Source organism: Paenibacillus sp. GSMTC-2017, assembly GCF_016019935.1.
Lineage (GTDB): Bacteria > Bacillota > Bacilli > Paenibacillales > Paenibacillaceae > Pristimantibacillus.
In genome coordinates this window covers 123,417-142,337 of sequence record NZ_JAECMT010000006.1, presented here as the reverse complement: position 1 = coordinate 142,337, position 18,921 = coordinate 123,417, and the positions used below count along the sequence as shown (strand labels likewise).

Sequence of the window (18,921 nt, the reverse complement as noted above, 5' to 3'; positions counted from 1 at the left end):
TAGCTTGGGACACCCTCTTGCCATCACTAATTAAATTGTCTGCTCTATCTCTTTCACAAAAGTAACCCTATGATAATCAGCAGTGAAATAATCCTTTTCATAGTTAATCATTTCAAAACCAATGTTTCGATAAAACGATAATGTGTTTTCTGTACCTATATGACCAAGCGTATACAAAATAACTTGCTTGGATCCTATCTCTTGCAATGTATTGCATATCGTTTGAATGAGTGTTTTCCCTATTCCGAGGCGCTGATGGTTTTTTGAAACAACAACTCCAACTATTTCGTAAAGGCCTAATGCTTCATTAAAGAGAAATCCTGCATGGCCAATGGTTTCACCTGCCTCAGAAGCTGCTACGTAATAAACACATCGATCATCACCCTGCAAAAATTGTTCCCAGCGCGGAGGATACCGATCAATACCGAATGAAGGGAATTCCAGAGGATGTCCTGCCATAATTCCCTGAACAATGATTTCATCTTCCTTTTGTAGCAGACGAATATTCAATCAAATCCCCCCGAATTTCCCTCTGCGTCATTCCAATCATACTCCATTATTCGTGCAGCATTTAATGCTCTTTCTTTTCCCAATAGCCGCCCGACAACATATAGCGACATATCCATACCTGCAGAAATACCAGCTGATAAAATGATTTTACCGTTGTCAACATATCGTGCATCCTCTACGATATGAGCTGATTTAGGAGCGATAGCTTTTAGCTCGTTTACAGCATTCCGATTAGTCGTTAGTTGCAGACCGTCCAGCAAGTCAGCTTTTGCCAAGATTAATGCACCTGTACAGACAGAAAGGAGAAGCTCTACCTCTTTGGACGTTTCTCGAATCCAGTTTAAAATCGTTTCATTGTTCATTTCTGTTCTTGCACCCCATCCACCAGGGATAATCAAGATGTCCGGCTTCGGGCAGTTATCAATCGTATAGGTAGCATTAACACTCAAATTTCCTAATGCTGTAACAGGACGGTCATGCTCTGCTACAGTAAACACATGAAAATCTTGCCCTCTGTTACTGCCACAAATAAACACTTCGAACGGGCCTGCAAAATCTAAAATCTCTACATTATCAAAAATAAAAATGGCTACTTTCCTTGCTTCCCCTGCCTGACTCATTCCATCATCCCCCTGTAAAATAAATAAAAGTATTCGGTCATACATAGACCAAATACTTTGCCCAGGCGTACGGCATATGAAATATGTGCTCCCTCGTGGTTCTCCACGTTTACGCCAGTTGCACATACCAGACTATATAAAATCATTTATATCAGATTTTTCTGACAATTTCAATGCTTAGTAATGAGGAAACGCATTGCTGAATGACTATGCAAAAAAGCCGATCAAGGGTAGCACCCACAGAAGCGGAATCATGCCAATCCATACCGCTACCTTAAATTTACGTTTGTGATATAGCACCCAACTAGCAATTCCTGATCCGATGAAGGCAATAGGAAAGCACCAAACGAGAACTAGAGATATGGTTTGAATGACATTTAGCGTATCCCATTGGTCTAGCATTAGAAGCGTCATAATTAAAAAAATAAACCAAAGGACAGTGAAGATAACATACACAAACTGACTAATGATTAAAAATAGACCTGCTTTAACATTTTTCATATTGCTAACAACACCTCGATTGGATGATTAAATTAATGGCCGATTCTATATGTTTTCCACTACTTAATATAACTCATCAGTCACTAGACTGAAAAGGAAAATAGACTGCTACTTGGAGGATAAGATGCTTTGCGAAGGTCATAAGCGCTAATTAAACTTCATATATTACATGGAAGTTTTACAGTTATTTTTACAATACCTCAATTGTGAGGAGTATGCGTGATGGAAAATCAGCCTAAAACTTCAGGGACCCCAATAAATGTTCCACAGCCTATTCGAAGTGACGGTGCAGGTGCACCCGATCTCGGCCCTCGTGATATTATGCGCGATCTTGAAAATCCTGATATGCTCGTTCCTCCTATTACAGATGCTGGCTTGCTGCCTAATTTAAAGTTTTCATTTTCCGATACGGTTATGACATTAAATCACGGGGGCTGGTCCCGAGAAATTACAGTGAGAGAATTACCTATTGCAACTACACTCGCAGGTGTAAATATGTGCCTCACACCCGGGGGAGTCCGCGAACTTCACTGGCATCAACAAGCAGAATGGTCATTTATGTTGTGGGGAAGGGCACGGATAACATCAGTCGACCAAGATGGTCGAAATTTTATCGCAGACGTTGGTCCGGGTGATCTTTGGTACTTTCCTCCGGGAATTCCGCATTCTATTCAAGGACTTGAACAGGGATGTGAGTTTTTACTTGTCTTTGATGATGGTAACTTTTCAGATCTTAATACATTATCTATTTCTGATTGGTTCGCCCACACGCCTAAAGAAGTGTTATCTGCCAATTTCGGCGTTCCAGAGAGTGCATTCAACGACATTCCGTCAGATCAGGTTTATATTTATCAAGACAACGTTCCGGGTCCGCTTGCAAGTCAAAAAATTCCCTCTCCCTACGGAACAATTCCACAAACGTTCAAGCATGAACTTCTAGCTCAAACACCAATTAAAACACCTGGTGGGAACGTACGCATTGTGGATTCTACTAATTTTCCTATTTCAAAAAAAATCGCCGCTGCACTCGTAGAGGTTGAACCTGGCGGAATGAGAGAACTCCATTGGCATCCAAATAACGACGAGTGGCAATATTATCTTACGGGGCAAGGGCGGATGACCGTATTTGCAGGAAACGGGACTGCGCGAACATTTAATTATAGAGCGGGAGATGTAGGTTACGTCCCATTTGCTACTGGACATTATATTCAAAATACCGGTACCCAAACGTTGCGATTTCTAGAGATGTTCAAGAGCGACCGATTTGTTGATGTGTCTTTAAACCAATGGATGGCACTTACTCCTCGTCAACTCGTTCGTAGTAATTTACATGTCGGAGATGAATTACTAAACGCATTACGTAAGGAGAAATGGCCAGTTGTTCGTTATCCTGGGTATTCCTATATTCCTAAATAACACAGTGTATAGAAGGAGGGTACTTCAAAAGCCACACTCTGGCTTTTGAAGTACCCTCTTCTTCTTTAATCGGGAGTCATAATTATCATTATTTTTGCGTAACCGCATGCTCTAAAGCTATAATCATTTCCTCGTAACCATTCTTCTTTGCATGCTCTAAGGGAGTTACCCCATCGAAATCTGCAATATTTACATCTGCACCATGATCAATAAGCAGCTTCACAATGACCTGATGATCTTTCCCACCATCCCCCAAAATGACCGCTTCAAGGAGTGCTGTCCAACCAAGGTTGTTTACATGGTCAATATCTACATCAGAATTAGTAAGTAGCTCTTTCACAATTTCTACATGACCACGATCGGCTGCTGGTATTAGTGCTGTACCGCCAAAGCGATTCGTAATAGTCGTATCTGCGCCAGCAGCAAGTGCTGCTCGGACGAAATCCAACATTCCTTCCGCACCTGCATAGAGAAGTGGATTATCAGAACGATTATCTCGGATATTAATGTCTGCTCCCTTTTCTACAAAGAAGTTAAAAATATCGAGTTGGTTCGAGTGGACAGCAATCATTGCAGAAGTTCTTCCATTGGCATCTCTTGTATTGATGTCTGCACCATCGGCTAGCAACTTTGTGATCGACGCTTTATCCCCTTGCTCGGCTGCTATTAACAAAGCTTGATTCAATTTGTCCATTTCACTCTTCACCGACTGGATTGCTTGTTGTCCCTCATTATCCACTTTATGCCCATCGTCCACCTGACAACCTGAAACGACTAGAGCTAGCAGTAATACGATAATTCGCAACACCTGCATCCATCCTTTCTTCGTATTGTTATTCATTTCCGCTGATCTTTCTTACACATAGTATAGAAGAGAATGATTAACAACCTATAAACCAATTATAAATAATGAGTAAACGTTAGATTGTGTTTGTAAAACGTAAAGACACATTTATTTAGTAATAAACTCGATTACTGGATATGAAATGATGTTTCGATCCCGATAAGTCAAATCTAACAAGTCTGCTTTTGTACTCAAAATGCCATTCTGTAAAATGACCGTTTTAAACCCTCTTTCAATTGCACCATTATAAGTGAATAGAACACAATGTTCGGCTGCGAATCCAGCTACAATAACTAAACCGACATCATTACTTTTCAAAATCTGTTCTAATTCTGTATTCCAAAATGCATTGGAATGTTCTTTAGTGATACGTATATCCTTTGGATCTACTGGAATTTCCGGAATAATTGCGATTGATTCAGCGCTTGCTTCGCTCGCTCCCTCAATGTCCTGAATATGTATAACAACGTGATCTTTTGAACGAAGTAGGTTGGCAACATGATTGATATACTCGCAAGCTCTTTCAACATTAATGATTTGTTTTTTATCTTCCAAAATGTTTATCTGCATATCTACAATTAAAAGTCCGATTTTCATTGTTAGCCGCCTTCATATTGTTTTTTGTTTCATAACAATATAATACTTGGTTAATCGTTCATTTCGTAATAAAATGGTCGGATACGTAACATTCATCACGCTCTAACAACAATAGGAATGAAATGCGAGGTACTGCTCTTATGCAACATACATCTCCTTACATTACAATTGATCGCAAGCAATGGGCCAACCTAGAAAGCCCTCTTCATCCAGCGATAGCACCCGAACAATTTGATGAGCTTAAAGGTCTGAATGATCAAGTATCCATCCACGAATTGAAAGATATTTATCTTCCGCTCGCGGAGCTCATTCATCTTCGTGTTTTAGCTTCACAACAATTAAACGAAATCACATCTTCTTTTCTGAATCGTCAACCAGAGAAGGTTCCTTTTATACTCGGTATTGCAGGCAGTGTTGCGGCTGGTAAAAGTACGACCGCAAGGCTTTTGCAAGTATTGTTATATCACTATCAGGAACATGCAAATGTCCAAATGATTACGACCGACGGTTTCTTATATCCGAATCAAACCCTGTTGGAACGCAACATCATGAATAAAAAAGGGTTTCCAATTAGCTATGATACCAAAAAGCTCATTCGATTTCTCTCTAACATCAAAGCGGGAAAAGATACTGTAAACGCACCTATCTACTCCCATTTTGCTTATGACATATTACCAGATGAGGTACAGACAATTAGTAAACCTGATATCCTCATAGTAGAAGGAATCAACGTGCTACAGGTAAGCCGTGAAGGCAGCGTATTTGTTAGCGACTTTTTTGACTACTCGATCTTCGTGGATGCGGATGTTCATAATTTGGAGAAATGGTACATTGAACGTTTCAGTTTACTTAGAAAAACGGCATTTCAAAATCCTAACTCCTATTTCCACCGCTTTGCAGCACTGCAAGATGAAGATGCGTTACAACATGCGAAGCAAATATGGCGAGATATCAATTTATTAAATTTGAACGAAAATATTTTACCAACTAAGCCACGTGCAGAGCTAGTCCTTTTCAAAGGCGATAATCATGGCGTTGAGAAAGTTCTGCTTCGGAAATAAAACAGTTGCTTATCCCATTGGAAAGCGAATAAATAAACCTTCAAAGGAGCATATTATTATTCGCGCAACATAACACACAACTGGAGGTATTACCAATGGGAACTAATATATTTGATGCTGATCAAAATGATTTCCATACAGAAGAGAACAATAAAGTTACTAACAATCAAGGAAATAATGCCGATGCTACGCCTCATCCTCATCAAAGGGAATTGAATACTTCCAAAAATCTTGTGCAATCAGAAGAAGTCGAAGAAGTCTCCGCTCATAAACATGACGTTGAAGACACTCAATAAGTATCCGAAATCCAGTTAATTAAATTTATGGCCACTGCTGCGAAAGCAGTTTTGGCCTTTTTGATCCTTTATGAGCTTACGTATTATTGTGGCAATGTTAAAAAATATTGATAATATTCATCATCCTTAACATAGCCAAGCTGTTCATACAGCGACTGTGCCTTTTTATTATCTGGAGCTGTTGATAATGCTATCCCTTTTGCTCCTGTTAAAATTGCAAAACCTTTTACTTCCTCCAACAGTTTTTTTGCAACTCCGTGTTTGCGATACTCCTCGACCACATAAAGATCATTTAAAACCCATGACCTCTTCATAGAAATGGAGGAAAACGTCGGATATAGTTGAGTGAATCCGATTGCTTGATTGGTTGATGAACATCTTGCTATATAAATAATTGACTCCGCATGATCAAATCTCTCAAACAAAAACTGCTTAGCTCCCTCTGCGTTAGAAGGCTGTCCATAAAAAACACGGTATAGATCAAACAGAGATGCTAAATCATTAAGATCGTTAATTGTTGCTTGCGATACGGAATAGTTAATATTCATTTGTTCATTTCCCCCCAGCCTACTTTTGCATACTTATTTAAGTATACAAAAAAACGAGTGATGAGAGCCACACCCATCGCGAAATGGGGCGTGATCTCTTCATCACTCGTAGATTTATTACTATTCTATATCGAAATTACTGTTTCAAGAGCAACTTCCATCATATCGTTGAATGTGCTTTGACGTTCAGCCGAAGTTGTTTCTTCGCCTGTTAGCAAATGATCGCTTACCGTCAAAATAGTCAAAGCGTTAACGCCGTATTTAGCTGCCAACGTGTAAAGTGCTGTTGTTTCCATCTCTACACCTAGAACACCATATTCCATCAATTTCTGAACAACCGATTTATCATCGCGATAGAAAGAATCAGAACAGAAAACGTTACCTACATGCAATTTCATACCTTTAGCAACACCGCGCTCATACGCTTCTTTAAGTAAAGAGAAGCTACCGATCGGTGAGAAATCATAGCCGCCAAATACATGACGGTTAACGCTGGAATCCGTACAAACTGCTTGCGCCAAAATGACTTCACGAACATGTACGCTTTCTTGCATAGCGCCACAAGTTCCTACACGAACCAAGTTTTTTACGCCGTAATCACGAATCAATTCATTCACGTAAATACTAATAGAAGGTATACCCATGCCTGTACCTTGTACAGAGATGCGTTGTCCTTTATAAGTACCTGTAAATCCAAGCATACCTCTAACTTCGTTATAGCAGATAACATCCTCCAAATACGTATCAGCAATATATTTAGCCCTTAGTGGATCCCCTGGCAACAATATCGTTTCTGCAATTTGGCCTTGCTCGGCTCCGATGTGAACACTCATGAACATTCTCCTTCAAAAAATCAGTTTTTTAAATTTCTCTAGAAAGCTAATTCTGTGCTTTACCTTCATAAATATCACATATTTTGCCGCGTTCGACAAGCTCGAAGCCTGCATATATTCAAATATGCAGGCTTCGTTTTATTATTTAATGAATAGTCCTGCAATGATAGCAGACAAGACGCTTACCAAAGTAGCACCGTACAATAGCTTCAATCCGAAACGAGCAACAACGTTACCTTGTTTTTCATGCAAACCTTTTACAGCGCCAGCGATAATACCGATCGATGAGAAGTTAGCAAATGAAACTAGGAATACGGATACGATTCCGACAGCACGTGAAGACAATTCAGGATACTTCGCTATTTCAAGCATAGCGACGAACTCGTTGGAAACCATTTTCGTAGCCATAATGCTTCCTGCATCGACTGCATCTTTCCATGGAATACCCATAATAAAAGCGAATGGTGCAAACAGATAACCAAGCATTTGTTGGAACGAAATGCCGAAAATGCCGCTGAATAGACCATTAATCAATGCGATCAATGCGATAAAACCAATCAACATCGCTGCAACGATAACTGCAACTTTGAAGCCGTCCATAATATATTCGCCCAATACTTCGAAGAACGATTGTTTCTCTTCTTCCTGTACTTCCAAAATATCTTCTGATTCCTCGACCTTATAAGGATTCAGAATGGATGCGATGATGAACCCACCAAACAAGTTAAGCACAAGCGCCGTAACTACATATTTTGGATCAAGGATTTGCATGTATGCGCCAACAATCGACATCGATACAGTGGACATTGCTGAAGCACATAGTGTGTACAAACGATGCTTAGGCAACATCCCCATCTGCTTTTTGACTGAAATGAACACTTCGGATTGCCCCAAAATAGCTGAAGCTACCGCATTATAGGATTCTAACTTTCCCATACCGTTAATTTTACTCAAGAACAGACCGATATATTTAACGATGAAAGGCAACACCTTGATATACTGTAGTATTCCGATAAGTGCAGAGATGAACACGATCGGTAGCAAAACACTTAAGAAGAATGAAAACTGTCCTTCGTTAAGCAAGCCGCCAAATACGAATACAATTCCTTCATTCGCATATTTGAGCAATTTCTCAAACAAACCGGAGAAGCCTTTAATTAATGCCGTTCCTGCAACAGTGTTTAGCAATACATACGCTAGAATAACCTGCAACACAATCATAATCGCTATTGGTTTATAGCGAATGTCTTTTTTCTTATTGCTGGCAACATAAGAAAGCCCTAAAACTACAAGCAAGCCGAGTAAAGCGATTAAAAATTTCATGGTGTATTCTCCTAGTTGAGTATTATAGTAGGACATGATGCTTTTCTGTAAAGCGCTTACATAGTGACGACGGCATTCGTTTTTAACAACATCGTTATTATACTGCCCTAGAACGATGATGCATACTTGTATTTATTGACAAGCCTAACCCTTGAGCAGTAAGGTCTCTGCCATGACTAGGATTGTTAGTGTTTATTTTTTTATAACTCTCCTTTCACATTTCCTATAAAATTTCATGGACGTACACTTTTATACCCGTCCGGCTTTACATTGTAACAAGTTTTAATTAGAACGGAAACAAAAAAATTTAAAACTACCTATTTTGTATTCGAAAATAGCCTAAAACCATCGGTTTTATCCCTATTTAGTAAGTTTTCCCTTGAACATAAAATGTTCATCTGATTTGATCTGGATCGCAGCACTGCCTAACTTTTTACGCTCCTTGAAAGCTGTAATTTCAATCCTACTTTCAGTTGCTGCTACGTGCGATGAATCACCATTTACTAATGGAGACCAATAGATCGTTTCGCCTGACTGAACTGTCGCTTCTTTTCCTTGAACCCTCACCTTAGTATCCGTTGTATTCCATTTAATTATCTGCCCTTCTGTTGTTTTTATTTTTATTTGGTCAGCATACTTGCAAGCAATTGTAATCGGAAAACCCGGTACGCTGCTCATTAGTACTGAATATTGGCCAAGCGGGAAATCTATATTAGGTTTGACCACTATGGGCGCACCATCTGCTGCATAAGCAGTCACTACAAAACCGCTAAATAATGAAGTAGGGTGACCTTTGTCTTTATTTTGAAGTACAAGCGGCCCTCTTACAGCAATCAACAATAAAATGATGCAAGCAACAGAAATCATAACACCTTTTGGGTGAATTAGGACGGCGTTCCGAGAGACTTTAGCGCTTTGACTAACGTTTTTGATTATGTCTTGTTTAAGCTCATTTTCCACCTTTATTCCGTTCATTCCATTTATGTACTTTTGTTTATTCGTCATCGTCAAACCCTCCCGTTAACTTTGACTTCAGAAGTTCTTTCGCTCGTTTTAGTTGCGTTCGAATAGTGTTCTCATTTATGTTCAAAATCCGGGCAATTTCCGCTGTTTTGTAACCTTCATAATAGTGGAGATGAATAACCAAACGATATTTTCGGGGAAGCTTATGAACGATAGACACAACTTCCGTGTTAGTTGAGAAATGATTAGATAGCGGTACTTCCGCAACTGTTGCGAACCATTTTTTCCATGGACTCCTTATAACGTCTTTACATGCATTGATCGTCACTCGGAGTATCCACGCCTTTTCATGTTCTTCACTAGTAAAGTGAGGCTGCCGTTTAAAAAACTTAATGAATACTTCCTGACAAACATCTTGTGCATCCGCCAAATTACCGAGGTGAGTAAGAGCCAAACGCAAAACCATATCGCTATATTTGTTCACTAATAGTGCTACATATTCGTTCCTATTCAGCTCGCTCGTTTCCAAAGGCTTCCCTCCTTCTACACCTAACACGTTGGAGTTTATGAAATTGTTTCATTCGCACAAAAAAAACAGCTGTCGAAACAGCTGTCCGTTTACTTTTTAAATAAATGAACAAGAATGTCCCTTATTTTTTGAAATCCTTCATATTTTCAAGCTTCTTGTTTTGCAAATATCTCATAATCGCAATTGGTAAATTAGCGAATCCCATAAGGATTGCAGTATAAACAGGAACTAAATGTTGAACTGCAGGAGTATGGTTACCATCAAAAACTACCCCTGTTTTGGGCTGGGCAGCATCCCAATACGTATACCAAAGGACACATGAAAAAATTACAATCATGAGAGTAGATGAGACGATGTACCAGACATACTTACTCATAGACAGCCCCCTTTTCATTGTAATCATAGTCCTTTTACCCGCTAATTTTACTTCATTTCATCTACTCGTCTAAGCCACTCACTAACGAGACAATTGAATACTTCTTCTTGCTCAAGCTGTAAATTATGCCCTGCTCGATCAATTACAGCAAAGGTTGCTCTTGTAAAGTTGTCCAAAATACTCCATGCATCCTTATACCCTACAACGGAATCCTGACTTCCTAGCAACAATAAAACGGGCTCGGTAAACTTAGTATCTAATTTGTCCACATCAAACGTGAACCCGTACCCATTTTCTCTGTATCCACTTAAAAAAATATTATCCGCTAGGCTAATGCCAGTTGTGATTTCGTTTGTATATCTTTCATAAACAGGTTTGTTATAAATAACTGAGAGGGATCGGAATCCTTCACTTTCTTCTGTTCGCAAATCATTTAAAAACTCCTGATCTTTTACTAAAACAACATGTTCTGGAACCGTTCGTTTACTGCTGTCCGCTATTATGACTGGACAAATCATTAAAAGACCATCTACCCTATCTGGCATCTTGTAGAGAATCCCTCTGGACAAATATCCACCGTATGACTCTCCTGCAAGCAAGAAATTTTCATTAGGAATTATCGTATTAATAAAAGCAATAACAATGTCGAGCATCACATCTGCATGAGTAATCCAATCCGCACTCTCCGACTTCCCCATCCCAGGCAAATCAATATATATTCTTCTAAAACTATCTCTCCCTGCAAAAATAGGCTCCATACATCCCATCATTAATTGATGATCCGTTACAAAACCATGTATCATAACGATTGGCTTGCCCTGACCTATATCTTCATAGTTTATAGAAAGATTGTTTATGTTGATGTCCACTTTGTTCCTCCTGTTATGCAATAGCTATTGGATGAATGACCGAAGCTGTTGCACCTTTTAATTTGAGTGGGGTGACGATGATTACAAATTCATAAGATTGATCCCCTGCCAGTTGTTCAAGATCAAGACATTCCATAATAGGTACTCCTTGTTCTACTAACAAATAGGTATGGACTTCATGTGAAGGAGTTGGTAGCACTTCAAACGCAGAGGTATCGCTTCCGACAGCAATTGCCCCTTTTTCCACCACATATTTTGCAGCTTCCAAACCCACCCCTGCATGCCTATTTAGGAAACGCAAATTGTCTTTCTTCCAATATTCTGAAAATCCTGTACGAGTTAACACACAAGATCCCGCTACTATCTCGACCCCTTGCCTCTCTTCACATCGTTTAATATCCTCAATAGTTATCTCATAACTATCTTCCAAAACATCCACTCCAAGCGCTCTCGGTACGTCCAAAAGAATGCCTCTAGCAATTATCGGCGGCATTTGCTCAATACTCCACTTAGATATACCTTCATGACTTTCAGCATTTGAAACGGTTTCTCCACCATAAAAGTATCTTTCATCACCTACACGCTTGCTGAAATGGCATAACGCATCAATATGTGTTCCAGTATGTTGTCCCATCATCGTAAGCTCGGATGCAAAACAAGCCGATCCCTTCAACATGCCCTCCGTGTCAGAATGGCGAATATAAGGCATACTTCTAAAAGGTGCATGCCCCTCAAACACTGGTATTCCGCGTTCCAGTACATGCTGAAGGCTATATACTTTGCCACTACGAATCAAAGAAATAAGCTCAGCTGTAAACAATGGTTCTGGCAGCTTTCCATATGGCATCCAAACTTCATCTCCCAGCTTTTGAATCAAAACTAGTTACCTTATATAATAATAATTTCCAGACGAATGTAACGCTATATATAATTTAGATATATTCATTTATACTGTTGGTTAATTAAATACAAGGAAACATATTGGAGGCAATCGAAATGAGTAAACGTTATAAAATAACAAGATCATTACAAGAAAATGGAGATTTAGAGCAAACGATATCGCTCGAGGAATGCAAAACCTATTTTGCATCCAAACCTGATTTCACTTATTCGTCAGTATTTACAGTGACTGGTGCTACTACGATGTCTATTGACGGAGATTTCTTCATGTGGAGTTACGGTGAAGTAAAAATCCCATTCCGTTATTATCAAGGAGATATTTATGTATCTGGTACGAATGAAGCAGTAATCCCTATGATGTTAGAGGTTGCTAGTGAATTAGTAGCAGATATAACGGAAGGTTAATACAAACACATTTCATTAATGCACGATCATTTTTGTTGTAAATAATTGGATACATACCTATACTGAAGTAAATTCATTTTGTGAAATGACTTTACTTGGAGGTATGTTATGCGATTAATGATGTGCGTTTTGATTATTGCATTATCTTTAACAGGGTGCGCTACTGGATCAGGTAAATCCACCCATGAGGAAGCTGCTAAAATAACAGTTACAACCGTTGACCTGTTCAAAGGTGACGCAGAAAAGTTCAAACCTTTCTTAGGAAACATGTCTGGATCATTTAAACTTAACTATAAAGGAACTAAACCGAACGCAATTTTAGATGTTGAGCTGTGGGAGAATGGGAAGAAATCCAAATCGCTTGGATCTCTATTCGACATTTTTTGGCGATCAGAGAAAGCAAAGAGAAACGAGCTTGAATTCATCATCTCTATTGATACCACTTTTGTAGAGGGACAAGATGATTTAAGCGAAATTAAGATAGTTGAAAAAAGTGAGCGTGGTACAAATTCATACGGTTTTTCTCATTTATGGGACAAAAAAATAAAAGCACACGGACTAATCTCTACTCGTTCACCTTATACATTTCCAGCCAAAGGCGATGTGCATATATGGGGAATGCATGCAACAACTACCAATCAAATCCGTGTTTCCGATTTCTCACCTGAATCTTTAAAAAATATGGAAACCGCTATTATCGTTACGTTGCGATTTGAAGAGTAAATAGTAGATAGGCGCGTTTGTGAAGGAGAGTTTATCTCTCCTCTCAAACGCGCCTTTTTTGTAGCTGCAGGCTATTTAATGCTCACAACATACTACAGAAAATTTGTTTATATTTTAAATAATCAATTGTATAATTTTAGTATTACAATATTTTGGTAGGAGAGTGTGAAATGAAAGTTAAAGTTAATATTTTTATTAGCATGTTATTATTTTTTAGTTTAGCATCTGTGGCAAGCGCAGCACCATCATCCAAGTTTGCCATTGAAGCGGAGTATGATTATGCTGGTCCATTTCAAGATGGCGTCGCCATCGTTTCAGTAGATGGTATGTTTGGTCTTATTAATAAGTCAGGAGAACAAATCGTAGAGCCTATTTACACAGAAATGGGAGATTTTGTCGAAGGTTTTTCTACTGTAATTAATGATGAAGGACTATCTGGAATTATTGATACAACAGGTAAAGAAGTGCTACCACTTAAATATGACTTTGTTGATATATTTAAAGAAGATTTAGCGGCTGTTCTTACAGGTGATAAATGGGGATTTGTAGATAAAAAAGGAAAGCTAGTTATTCCTGCAACTTTTCAAGACGCATCAAGATTTTACAATGGATATGCTGTTATTGTGAATGAAGAGGGGCATGTCGGATTTATTAATAAAACAGGAAAAGTTATTAAACAGACAAAATTATATCTTCAAACTGAAATAGCATATGAAGAGTTCGCTTTTGAAGAAGGATTTGTTTGGCTACGTGATGATAAAGATAGACTAGGCTTTTACAGCTTGAGTGGTAAAGAAATATTAAAACCTACTTATGATAGTGCAGTTACAGAATTTTATGCTGATCCTGAATCTGACGTTTCTACTTATTACTTCGAGGAAGGTTTAACGGTTGTTAGTAAAGATTTGAAACGTGTTATCGTAGATACAAAGGGGAAAGTAGTTGCAAAGCTACCGCAATACGATGGGTTGCAAGGTTTTATCCCTTATAATGTTTCTGAAGGGACTATAAATGTTGGGTACGGCGAAGAAGAACCTACGGATTTTGGAGTAATAAATAAAAACGGAAAGCAAATATCTTTTGGCAAATATAATACTTACGGTGGTATTAAAGAAGGTTTAGTTATTGTTGAAAACAACGATAAATTTGGTTTTGCTGATAAAAACGGTAAAATTGTTATTAAAGCACAATATGATGACGTTTGGACTTTTAAAAATGGTCTAGCATGGGTGCAAAAGGGTAAAAAGTGGGCAATTATCGACAAAAAGGGTAAAATCGTCATTGATTTTAAATATGAATCCCCTGGAGAATATAATTATTTTGATAAAGATATTTTCATTAACGGGTTAGCATTCGTTGGAAATAATGACGGATACGGATTAATCGATCGTAATGGTAAAGAAGTTTTAGCGCTAGAGTACATGATCGTAGGAGCGCCTTCTGAAGGATTAGTGCCTGTATCACTAGACGGTGAAAAGTTTGGGTATGTAGCAGTTCCTACAACTAATTAATAAGGTTTGAACGAACATCATCATCAGCCCCAAAATCGTGAGTTTCATAACGTTTAACGGCAAAATAAAAGCATCCTCTATCACTAGAAGGATGCTTTTCGCATTTGTATATGTTAGCCAATCCGACTTATCGCAACTGCTTTGTCCAATTCCAACACCTTACAATCGTCAACTTGCCGCTCGGTATGCGATATTAGCTGATTCCGGCCAAAGAGCTGTTCAAGCTCTTCTCTGCTATGCCATGTCCACCCTGCTGTTGTTGCAAGATAAGATACATAGCTGTCATTGTACAGCAATACTAGTCTCTTACTAATTCGATGTAACTCCTTAAGCATAATACTAATAAGTGGTTCACTAAACATTCTGAAGTAATCCGTTACTACGATTACATCAAAATGTTTAGACGGATACAGCGTATCTAGACCTAATAGATAAAGAAACTCTTTATCTGGCCAAGTGCATTGGTAACGGTTAATCAGCCGCTTATTTTGCAGAAATACATGAGTAACATTTAACGCAGTTAACATCGCATGACTGTCTGCACCAAGTACTACTGATCGTCCTGCTCCCTGTAAATATTCAGTATTAAGAAGCTCAATTACATTACTAGAATAAACAGGAACATAATAATGAACCAACAGCCGATTAAACTTAGCTATAATTTGATCAAAATGCATATCTGCAGAATACGAGTACAACTCGGTATCGAAGGTTCGTTCTTTCATATGCATTTTTTTGCGGTTTATGAAGCTGGACTTTATTTTCTGGTCGATATTGTCGTCGGAAGCATGTGGTAAATGCAATGTGTAAATATCAGAAGTTGCAAACATTGAAGCACCATGTTTGTGCAATTGGTAGCTGAAATCGGTATCCTCTGCCCCCCACCCTTTGAGCGTCTCATCGAATCCGCCCGTTTGGAGAACGATATCACGTGATGCGCTAACTGCTCCGCCCCATCCCATCGTCCAAGGTACATCCATCTTGCCCAGATCATTTTCTACCAGTTCGAAATGTGACGTCCGCATATCTTCCCAGCCTGGATGATATTTAAGCTGCTCACATATTGCCGTAAGGTTAGTTGGATTTAATCCTTCGATCACGGACAGATCCTCTTGATTCGGATCTGTGAATGCTCCCAATATATAATGGTATAAAACCATATTGTCGCTTACGCCAATCCGGTTGACGACTCGTTCAACAAAAAAGTCAGGAATAACGATGCCGCAGTCAAGAAAAACAACGATGTTGCCTGCGCTCTCGCGAATTCCTGTATTTCGAGTACGAGAGCGACAAGAATGTTTATCTCGCTCAAGACGTACATATTTAAGATTCACAATTTGATCATTATAGGAATCAACAATCACCTTTAGCGGCTCAGTCGAACCATCATCAACGACGATGACTTCTAGTGAAATGTTAGTAGAGATTTGTTTGGCGATAAAATATAATGAACGCTCCAACTGCTCCATTTTGTTATACACAGGAATAATGATTGATACGTCCACCTTGCACCTACCTTTCTTGCTACGTTTGAACTTGCCCAAGCTCCTCAATTAGTTGCGTAATTGCACGTTGCTCATCGATCTGCAAGTCTTGAAGCGAATCGCCGAGAGTATGCAATATTTGTCTGTTGTCACTCATAAAGCTTTTAAGAATTAAATTCCGCTGGGTATAAGCCTTCTTTTCCAGTCTCTGAAACTCCGCTAATAGCGGAGTCTCGGGACTTAAATGACCTAGTTTCTGTAAATATTGAACTCTTGCAACCATCATTTTTTTGTGCTCCCATAGGATATGAAACGGTCTCACATCGAAGTTTTGAACCCCTTCAATGATTCGAGCTATATATTGTTGCAACTTAGGGTATATGGCTACACCGAAGACGCCTTCGACTGGTTGCTGCTGAAGCTTGAGCCGATCTGTTGAGTTTCTACTTTCCAAATAATCGTGCAGAACTTCAATTATTAATGATAGATCAAAATCAAATTTAGCTAGCCCAGCACCATATTTGCTACCTTCATAGTCCGCAGGCACAAGTCTTCCGAGTGAGCTAATTAGCGATTGAGAGTTTTTAGTCACTGCCGAAGAAGCTTGCTCAAATTGTTCAAAAGTTATTTCCTGCATAGAAAACTGGCGATTTTTATCAAAGTTCGCTACATGATATATTTGTCGATCCAAGTCGTATCCGTAAATAAAAATATCATGAACAAAGTGATGTTGCTGATAAACAATTGTATTGTGAATGTAATACTCATCCACATACGTAACGATATAGTAATTGCGCTCTAGTTGAGCAATGAGATAACGATGAATATCCACTCCCAGCTGATTAAGTAGCCTTTTATCGCTATTTCGATATTCAAGCCACGGCACGTTGCGATAAGCAATCATTAAATCCGGGTAGAAATCTAATCGGTATTCACCAAAGTCATTTAAATAGTGCTTGGACATATACAATTGAATATAACTGCTATGAATCCACGGTTGTGCATATTCATGCGGTTGAAGTATGCCTAATACATAAGCATGACCTAGAAAGCCATACACCTGAGGCATTTCAAATGGCAGCTTAACGCTTCTTTTAGTTGTATCCGCCAGCGCTAATTCCATTTCTAAGATGTTCATACGACCAACCTCCATTCTTCATAGTTGCAGTGCTAGCGATTAATAGGACTCTGGATCAGCAAACATACGTGTGCAGCGATTGCACATCATTAGATTGGTTGTTTTCAGATAATCGCGGAACTTCGTTACACGTTCACCTTCCCACATCTCTTTAAATGTATTCTCGTATATATTTCCATACTTAAAGTCTGGTAGATCAACACATGGATACACATCACCTGTACGACGTATAACCATCTCATGCCACGGTGCAACACACTTGGAACGGCCGAAGACATTTTCAATGTCAGTATAATATTCGTGTATGTCTACATAATGAGAGGAATCAATACCTTCCGATTCCCAAAGCTCTTCCAGCTCTTTTTTCAAAAGCTTCGTGTCCATTTGTATCTCATCTTCTGCGAACCCTTGCCATGCTGGTGATACATCACAATCCAAATCATGTTTCATCTGTGTTGCATATGCCTTGCCTCGTTCTGGTGTTGTGAATAGCAAAGGTGCTAGATTGATAGACAAGTCACGGCGCTTCGCCCATGGATTACGAGAGTCGTGCAGCATAACCGTAGAGTCTGGAAATCGTTCACGAAGTGAACTCATAAACTGTTTAATGCTGAGATAGTTTGTTGGAGATAACACCATCGTTATATTAATAAATGGGAACATTTTTTTGCGTCTGCGCTTTTCCGCGATAAGTGCATCGATATTTTCGCAAATCGTCTTAAAACTGCCTTTGCCGCGAATCGCATCATGGTACTCTTCAGGCCCATCGATAGAAATGTTCATCGCAACGATATTTTCCATTATGAACTCAACACGATTTTTAATTAATGAACCATTGGTCAGTAGGAAAATTTTCGCTTTACGTTTCCGAAGATGCTCGACCAGTTCAGTAAAGTGCTTGTACAACATAGGTTCACCGCCGGTAATAATAACCCCAAGGTTTTTATTAACTGCGGTAACATCATCTAGAAAATTTTTCAGTACATTGATATCAAGTTGTTCACGGATCGCACGTTGCGGCTCTTTAAGCGCCCAGCCTGTTTCACCCCATATATGGCAAAAGCTGCACCGATAATTACATAGCTCTGACGGGTATAACGTAAGCTGTTTTATCTCTGGCACTAAATTCTTTACATGCTCCTCTAAAGCGGTTCCTCCGAGTTTGCCTGCTTTTGTTAGCATAATGTCATCCTCCTTTTATTTTTATTCGCCTTGGTTCAAGTTTATATAGCTCAAAATCTGGTTGATTGTGCTGAAGTTGCGGAAATCGAGATCCTCGTCGTTCCATGAGACGCCAAACTCCATCTCAGTCGCGATGACTAACTTAATAAAAGTTAATGAATTTATTCCTAATGCAGACAGATCCTCGTCTGGGCCATATTGATCCAGCATGTTAGGATCATCAACATTATCCTTCAGTAGCTCTATTACTCTCATTCTTAGCTCGTCCTTTGTTTCGATTGTCATCATTATT

23 protein-coding genes and 1 riboswitch are annotated in these 18,921 nt (G+C 39.0%); of the genes, 6 read left to right on the top strand and 17 right to left on the bottom strand.

The features are described from left to right. Positions 1-30 precede the first annotated feature (30 nt). The 3 genes from I6N90_RS21430 to I6N90_RS21420 form a co-directional block, all read right to left on the bottom strand. A complete protein-coding gene (locus tag I6N90_RS21430; RefSeq protein ID WP_197937701.1) occupies positions 31-510 on the bottom strand; it encodes a GNAT family N-acetyltransferase in 480 nt (159 codons plus the stop codon). Further along, entirely contained in the window at positions 507-1,130 is a 624-nt protein-coding gene (locus I6N90_RS21425) for a DJ-1/PfpI family protein (protein WP_197937700.1), read from the bottom strand. The genes I6N90_RS21430 and I6N90_RS21425 overlap by 4 nt, the downstream gene beginning before the upstream one ends. A gap of 52 nt (positions 1,131-1,182) precedes the next feature. Beyond that, positions 1,183-1,262: riboswitch (ZMP/ZTP riboswitch) on the bottom strand. Between the two features lie 75 nt (positions 1,263-1,337). Continuing rightward, a complete protein-coding gene (locus I6N90_RS21420; protein WP_197937699.1) occupies positions 1,338-1,631 on the bottom strand; it encodes a hypothetical protein in 294 nt (97 codons plus the stop codon). Positions 1,632-1,853: 222 nt separating this feature from the next. Here I6N90_RS21420 and I6N90_RS21415 point away from each other — a divergent pair, with 222 nt between their 5' ends. Next, positions 1,854-3,047: an oxalate decarboxylase family bicupin gene (locus tag I6N90_RS21415; protein WP_197937698.1), complete on the top strand. Its 1,194-nt coding sequence runs from the start codon at positions 1,854-1,856 to the stop codon at positions 3,045-3,047. 88 nt (positions 3,048-3,135) lie between these two features. Here the strand turns inward: I6N90_RS21415 and I6N90_RS21410 are convergent, their stop codons facing one another. Both I6N90_RS21410 and I6N90_RS21405 read right to left on the bottom strand, forming a co-directional pair. Continuing rightward, the gene (locus I6N90_RS21410; RefSeq protein ID WP_442950977.1) at positions 3,136-3,888 is read right to left on the bottom strand and encodes an ankyrin repeat domain-containing protein; all 753 of its coding nucleotides are present in this window, start codon (positions 3,886-3,888) and stop codon (positions 3,136-3,138) included. 111 nt (positions 3,889-3,999) lie between these two features. Then, on the bottom strand, positions 4,000-4,488 hold the full coding sequence (locus tag I6N90_RS21405) for a cysteine hydrolase family protein (RefSeq protein ID WP_197937697.1): 489 nt from the start codon (positions 4,486-4,488) through the stop codon (positions 4,000-4,002). Between the two features lie 140 nt (positions 4,489-4,628). On the opposite strand from I6N90_RS21405, the gene coaA reads away from it, so the two are divergent. Together coaA and I6N90_RS21395 are read left to right on the top strand one after the other, a co-directional pair. Next, the gene (gene coaA, locus I6N90_RS21400; RefSeq protein ID WP_197937696.1) at positions 4,629-5,549 is read left to right on the top strand and encodes a type I pantothenate kinase; all 921 of its coding nucleotides are present in this window, start codon (positions 4,629-4,631) and stop codon (positions 5,547-5,549) included. Between the two features lie 95 nt (positions 5,550-5,644). Beyond that, complete coding sequence (locus I6N90_RS21395) at positions 5,645-5,845, top strand: hypothetical protein (protein WP_197937695.1); 201 nt, start codon at positions 5,645-5,647, stop codon at positions 5,843-5,845. A gap of 83 nt (positions 5,846-5,928) precedes the next feature. On the opposite strand, the gene I6N90_RS21390 is transcribed toward I6N90_RS21395, so the two are convergent. The 8 genes from I6N90_RS21390 to I6N90_RS21355 all read right to left on the bottom strand — a co-directional run bounded on the left by I6N90_RS21390 (position 5,929) and on the right by I6N90_RS21355 (position 12,133). Continuing rightward, a complete protein-coding gene (locus tag I6N90_RS21390; RefSeq protein WP_197937694.1) occupies positions 5,929-6,393 on the bottom strand; it encodes a GNAT family N-acetyltransferase in 465 nt (154 codons plus the stop codon). A gap of 125 nt (positions 6,394-6,518) precedes the next feature. Continuing rightward, a complete protein-coding gene (gene deoD / locus I6N90_RS21385; RefSeq protein ID WP_197937693.1) occupies positions 6,519-7,226 on the bottom strand; it encodes a purine-nucleoside phosphorylase in 708 nt (235 codons plus the stop codon). A 141-nt stretch (positions 7,227-7,367) separates the two neighbouring features. Next, positions 7,368-8,549 carry a NupC/NupG family nucleoside CNT transporter gene (locus tag I6N90_RS21380; RefSeq protein ID WP_197937692.1) on the bottom strand — a complete coding sequence of 394 codons (1,182 nt, stop codon included), beginning with the start codon at positions 8,547-8,549 and terminating at the stop codon, positions 7,368-7,370. A gap of 360 nt (positions 8,550-8,909) precedes the next feature. Next, the gene (locus tag I6N90_RS21375; protein ID WP_197937691.1) at positions 8,910-9,554 is read right to left on the bottom strand and encodes a hypothetical protein; all 645 of its coding nucleotides are present in this window, start codon (positions 9,552-9,554) and stop codon (positions 8,910-8,912) included. Next, positions 9,544-10,041 (bottom strand): RNA polymerase sigma factor, encoded by a 498-nt coding sequence (locus tag I6N90_RS21370; protein WP_232243227.1) that lies wholly within the window; start codon positions 10,039-10,041, stop codon positions 9,544-9,546. The genes I6N90_RS21375 and I6N90_RS21370 overlap by 11 nt, the downstream gene beginning before the upstream one ends. 121 nt (positions 10,042-10,162) lie before the next feature. Beyond that, complete coding sequence (locus tag I6N90_RS21365) at positions 10,163-10,417, bottom strand: hypothetical protein (RefSeq protein WP_197937690.1); 255 nt, start codon at positions 10,415-10,417, stop codon at positions 10,163-10,165. Between the two features lie 47 nt (positions 10,418-10,464). Beyond that, positions 10,465-11,286, bottom strand: coding sequence for an alpha/beta fold hydrolase (locus I6N90_RS21360; protein ID WP_332262492.1), 822 nt, complete (start codon positions 11,284-11,286; stop codon positions 10,465-10,467). A 13-nt stretch (positions 11,287-11,299) separates the two neighbouring features. Continuing rightward, entirely contained in the window at positions 11,300-12,133 is an 834-nt protein-coding gene (locus I6N90_RS21355) for a cyclase family protein (protein ID WP_197937689.1), read from the bottom strand. 149 nt (positions 12,134-12,282) lie between these two features. On the opposite strand from I6N90_RS21355, the gene I6N90_RS21350 reads away from it, so the two are divergent. The 3 genes from I6N90_RS21350 (at position 12,283) to I6N90_RS21340 (ending at position 14,825) form a co-directional block, all read left to right on the top strand. After that, positions 12,283-12,591, top strand: coding sequence for a hypothetical protein (locus I6N90_RS21350; protein WP_197937688.1), 309 nt, complete (start codon positions 12,283-12,285; stop codon positions 12,589-12,591). A gap of 108 nt (positions 12,592-12,699) precedes the next feature. Then, a complete protein-coding gene (locus I6N90_RS21345; RefSeq protein ID WP_197937687.1) occupies positions 12,700-13,314 on the top strand; it encodes a hypothetical protein in 615 nt (204 codons plus the stop codon). Between the two features lie 170 nt (positions 13,315-13,484). Beyond that, on the top strand, positions 13,485-14,825 hold the full coding sequence (locus tag I6N90_RS21340; RefSeq protein WP_197937686.1) for a WG repeat-containing protein: 1,341 nt from the start codon (positions 13,485-13,487) through the stop codon (positions 14,823-14,825). Between the two features lie 113 nt (positions 14,826-14,938). Here the strand turns inward: I6N90_RS21340 and I6N90_RS21335 are convergent, their stop codons facing one another. Genes I6N90_RS21335 through I6N90_RS21320 form a run of 4 tightly spaced genes read right to left on the bottom strand, consistent with a single transcriptional unit; the run spans position 14,939 to position 18,917 of the window. After that, a complete protein-coding gene (locus I6N90_RS21335) occupies positions 14,939-16,330 on the bottom strand; it encodes a glycosyltransferase family 2 protein (protein WP_197937685.1) in 1,392 nt (463 codons plus the stop codon). A gap of 19 nt (positions 16,331-16,349) precedes the next feature. Further along, positions 16,350-17,447, bottom strand: coding sequence for a hypothetical protein (locus tag I6N90_RS21330; RefSeq protein WP_197937684.1), 1,098 nt, complete (start codon positions 17,445-17,447; stop codon positions 16,350-16,352). A 39-nt stretch (positions 17,448-17,486) separates the two neighbouring features. Beyond that, a complete protein-coding gene (locus tag I6N90_RS21325; RefSeq protein WP_197937683.1) occupies positions 17,487-18,629 on the bottom strand; it encodes a radical SAM/SPASM domain-containing protein in 1,143 nt (380 codons plus the stop codon). A gap of 21 nt (positions 18,630-18,650) precedes the next feature. Next, a complete protein-coding gene (locus I6N90_RS21320) occupies positions 18,651-18,917 on the bottom strand; it encodes an acyl carrier protein (protein ID WP_232243226.1) in 267 nt (88 codons plus the stop codon). Positions 18,918-18,921 lie beyond the last annotated feature (4 nt).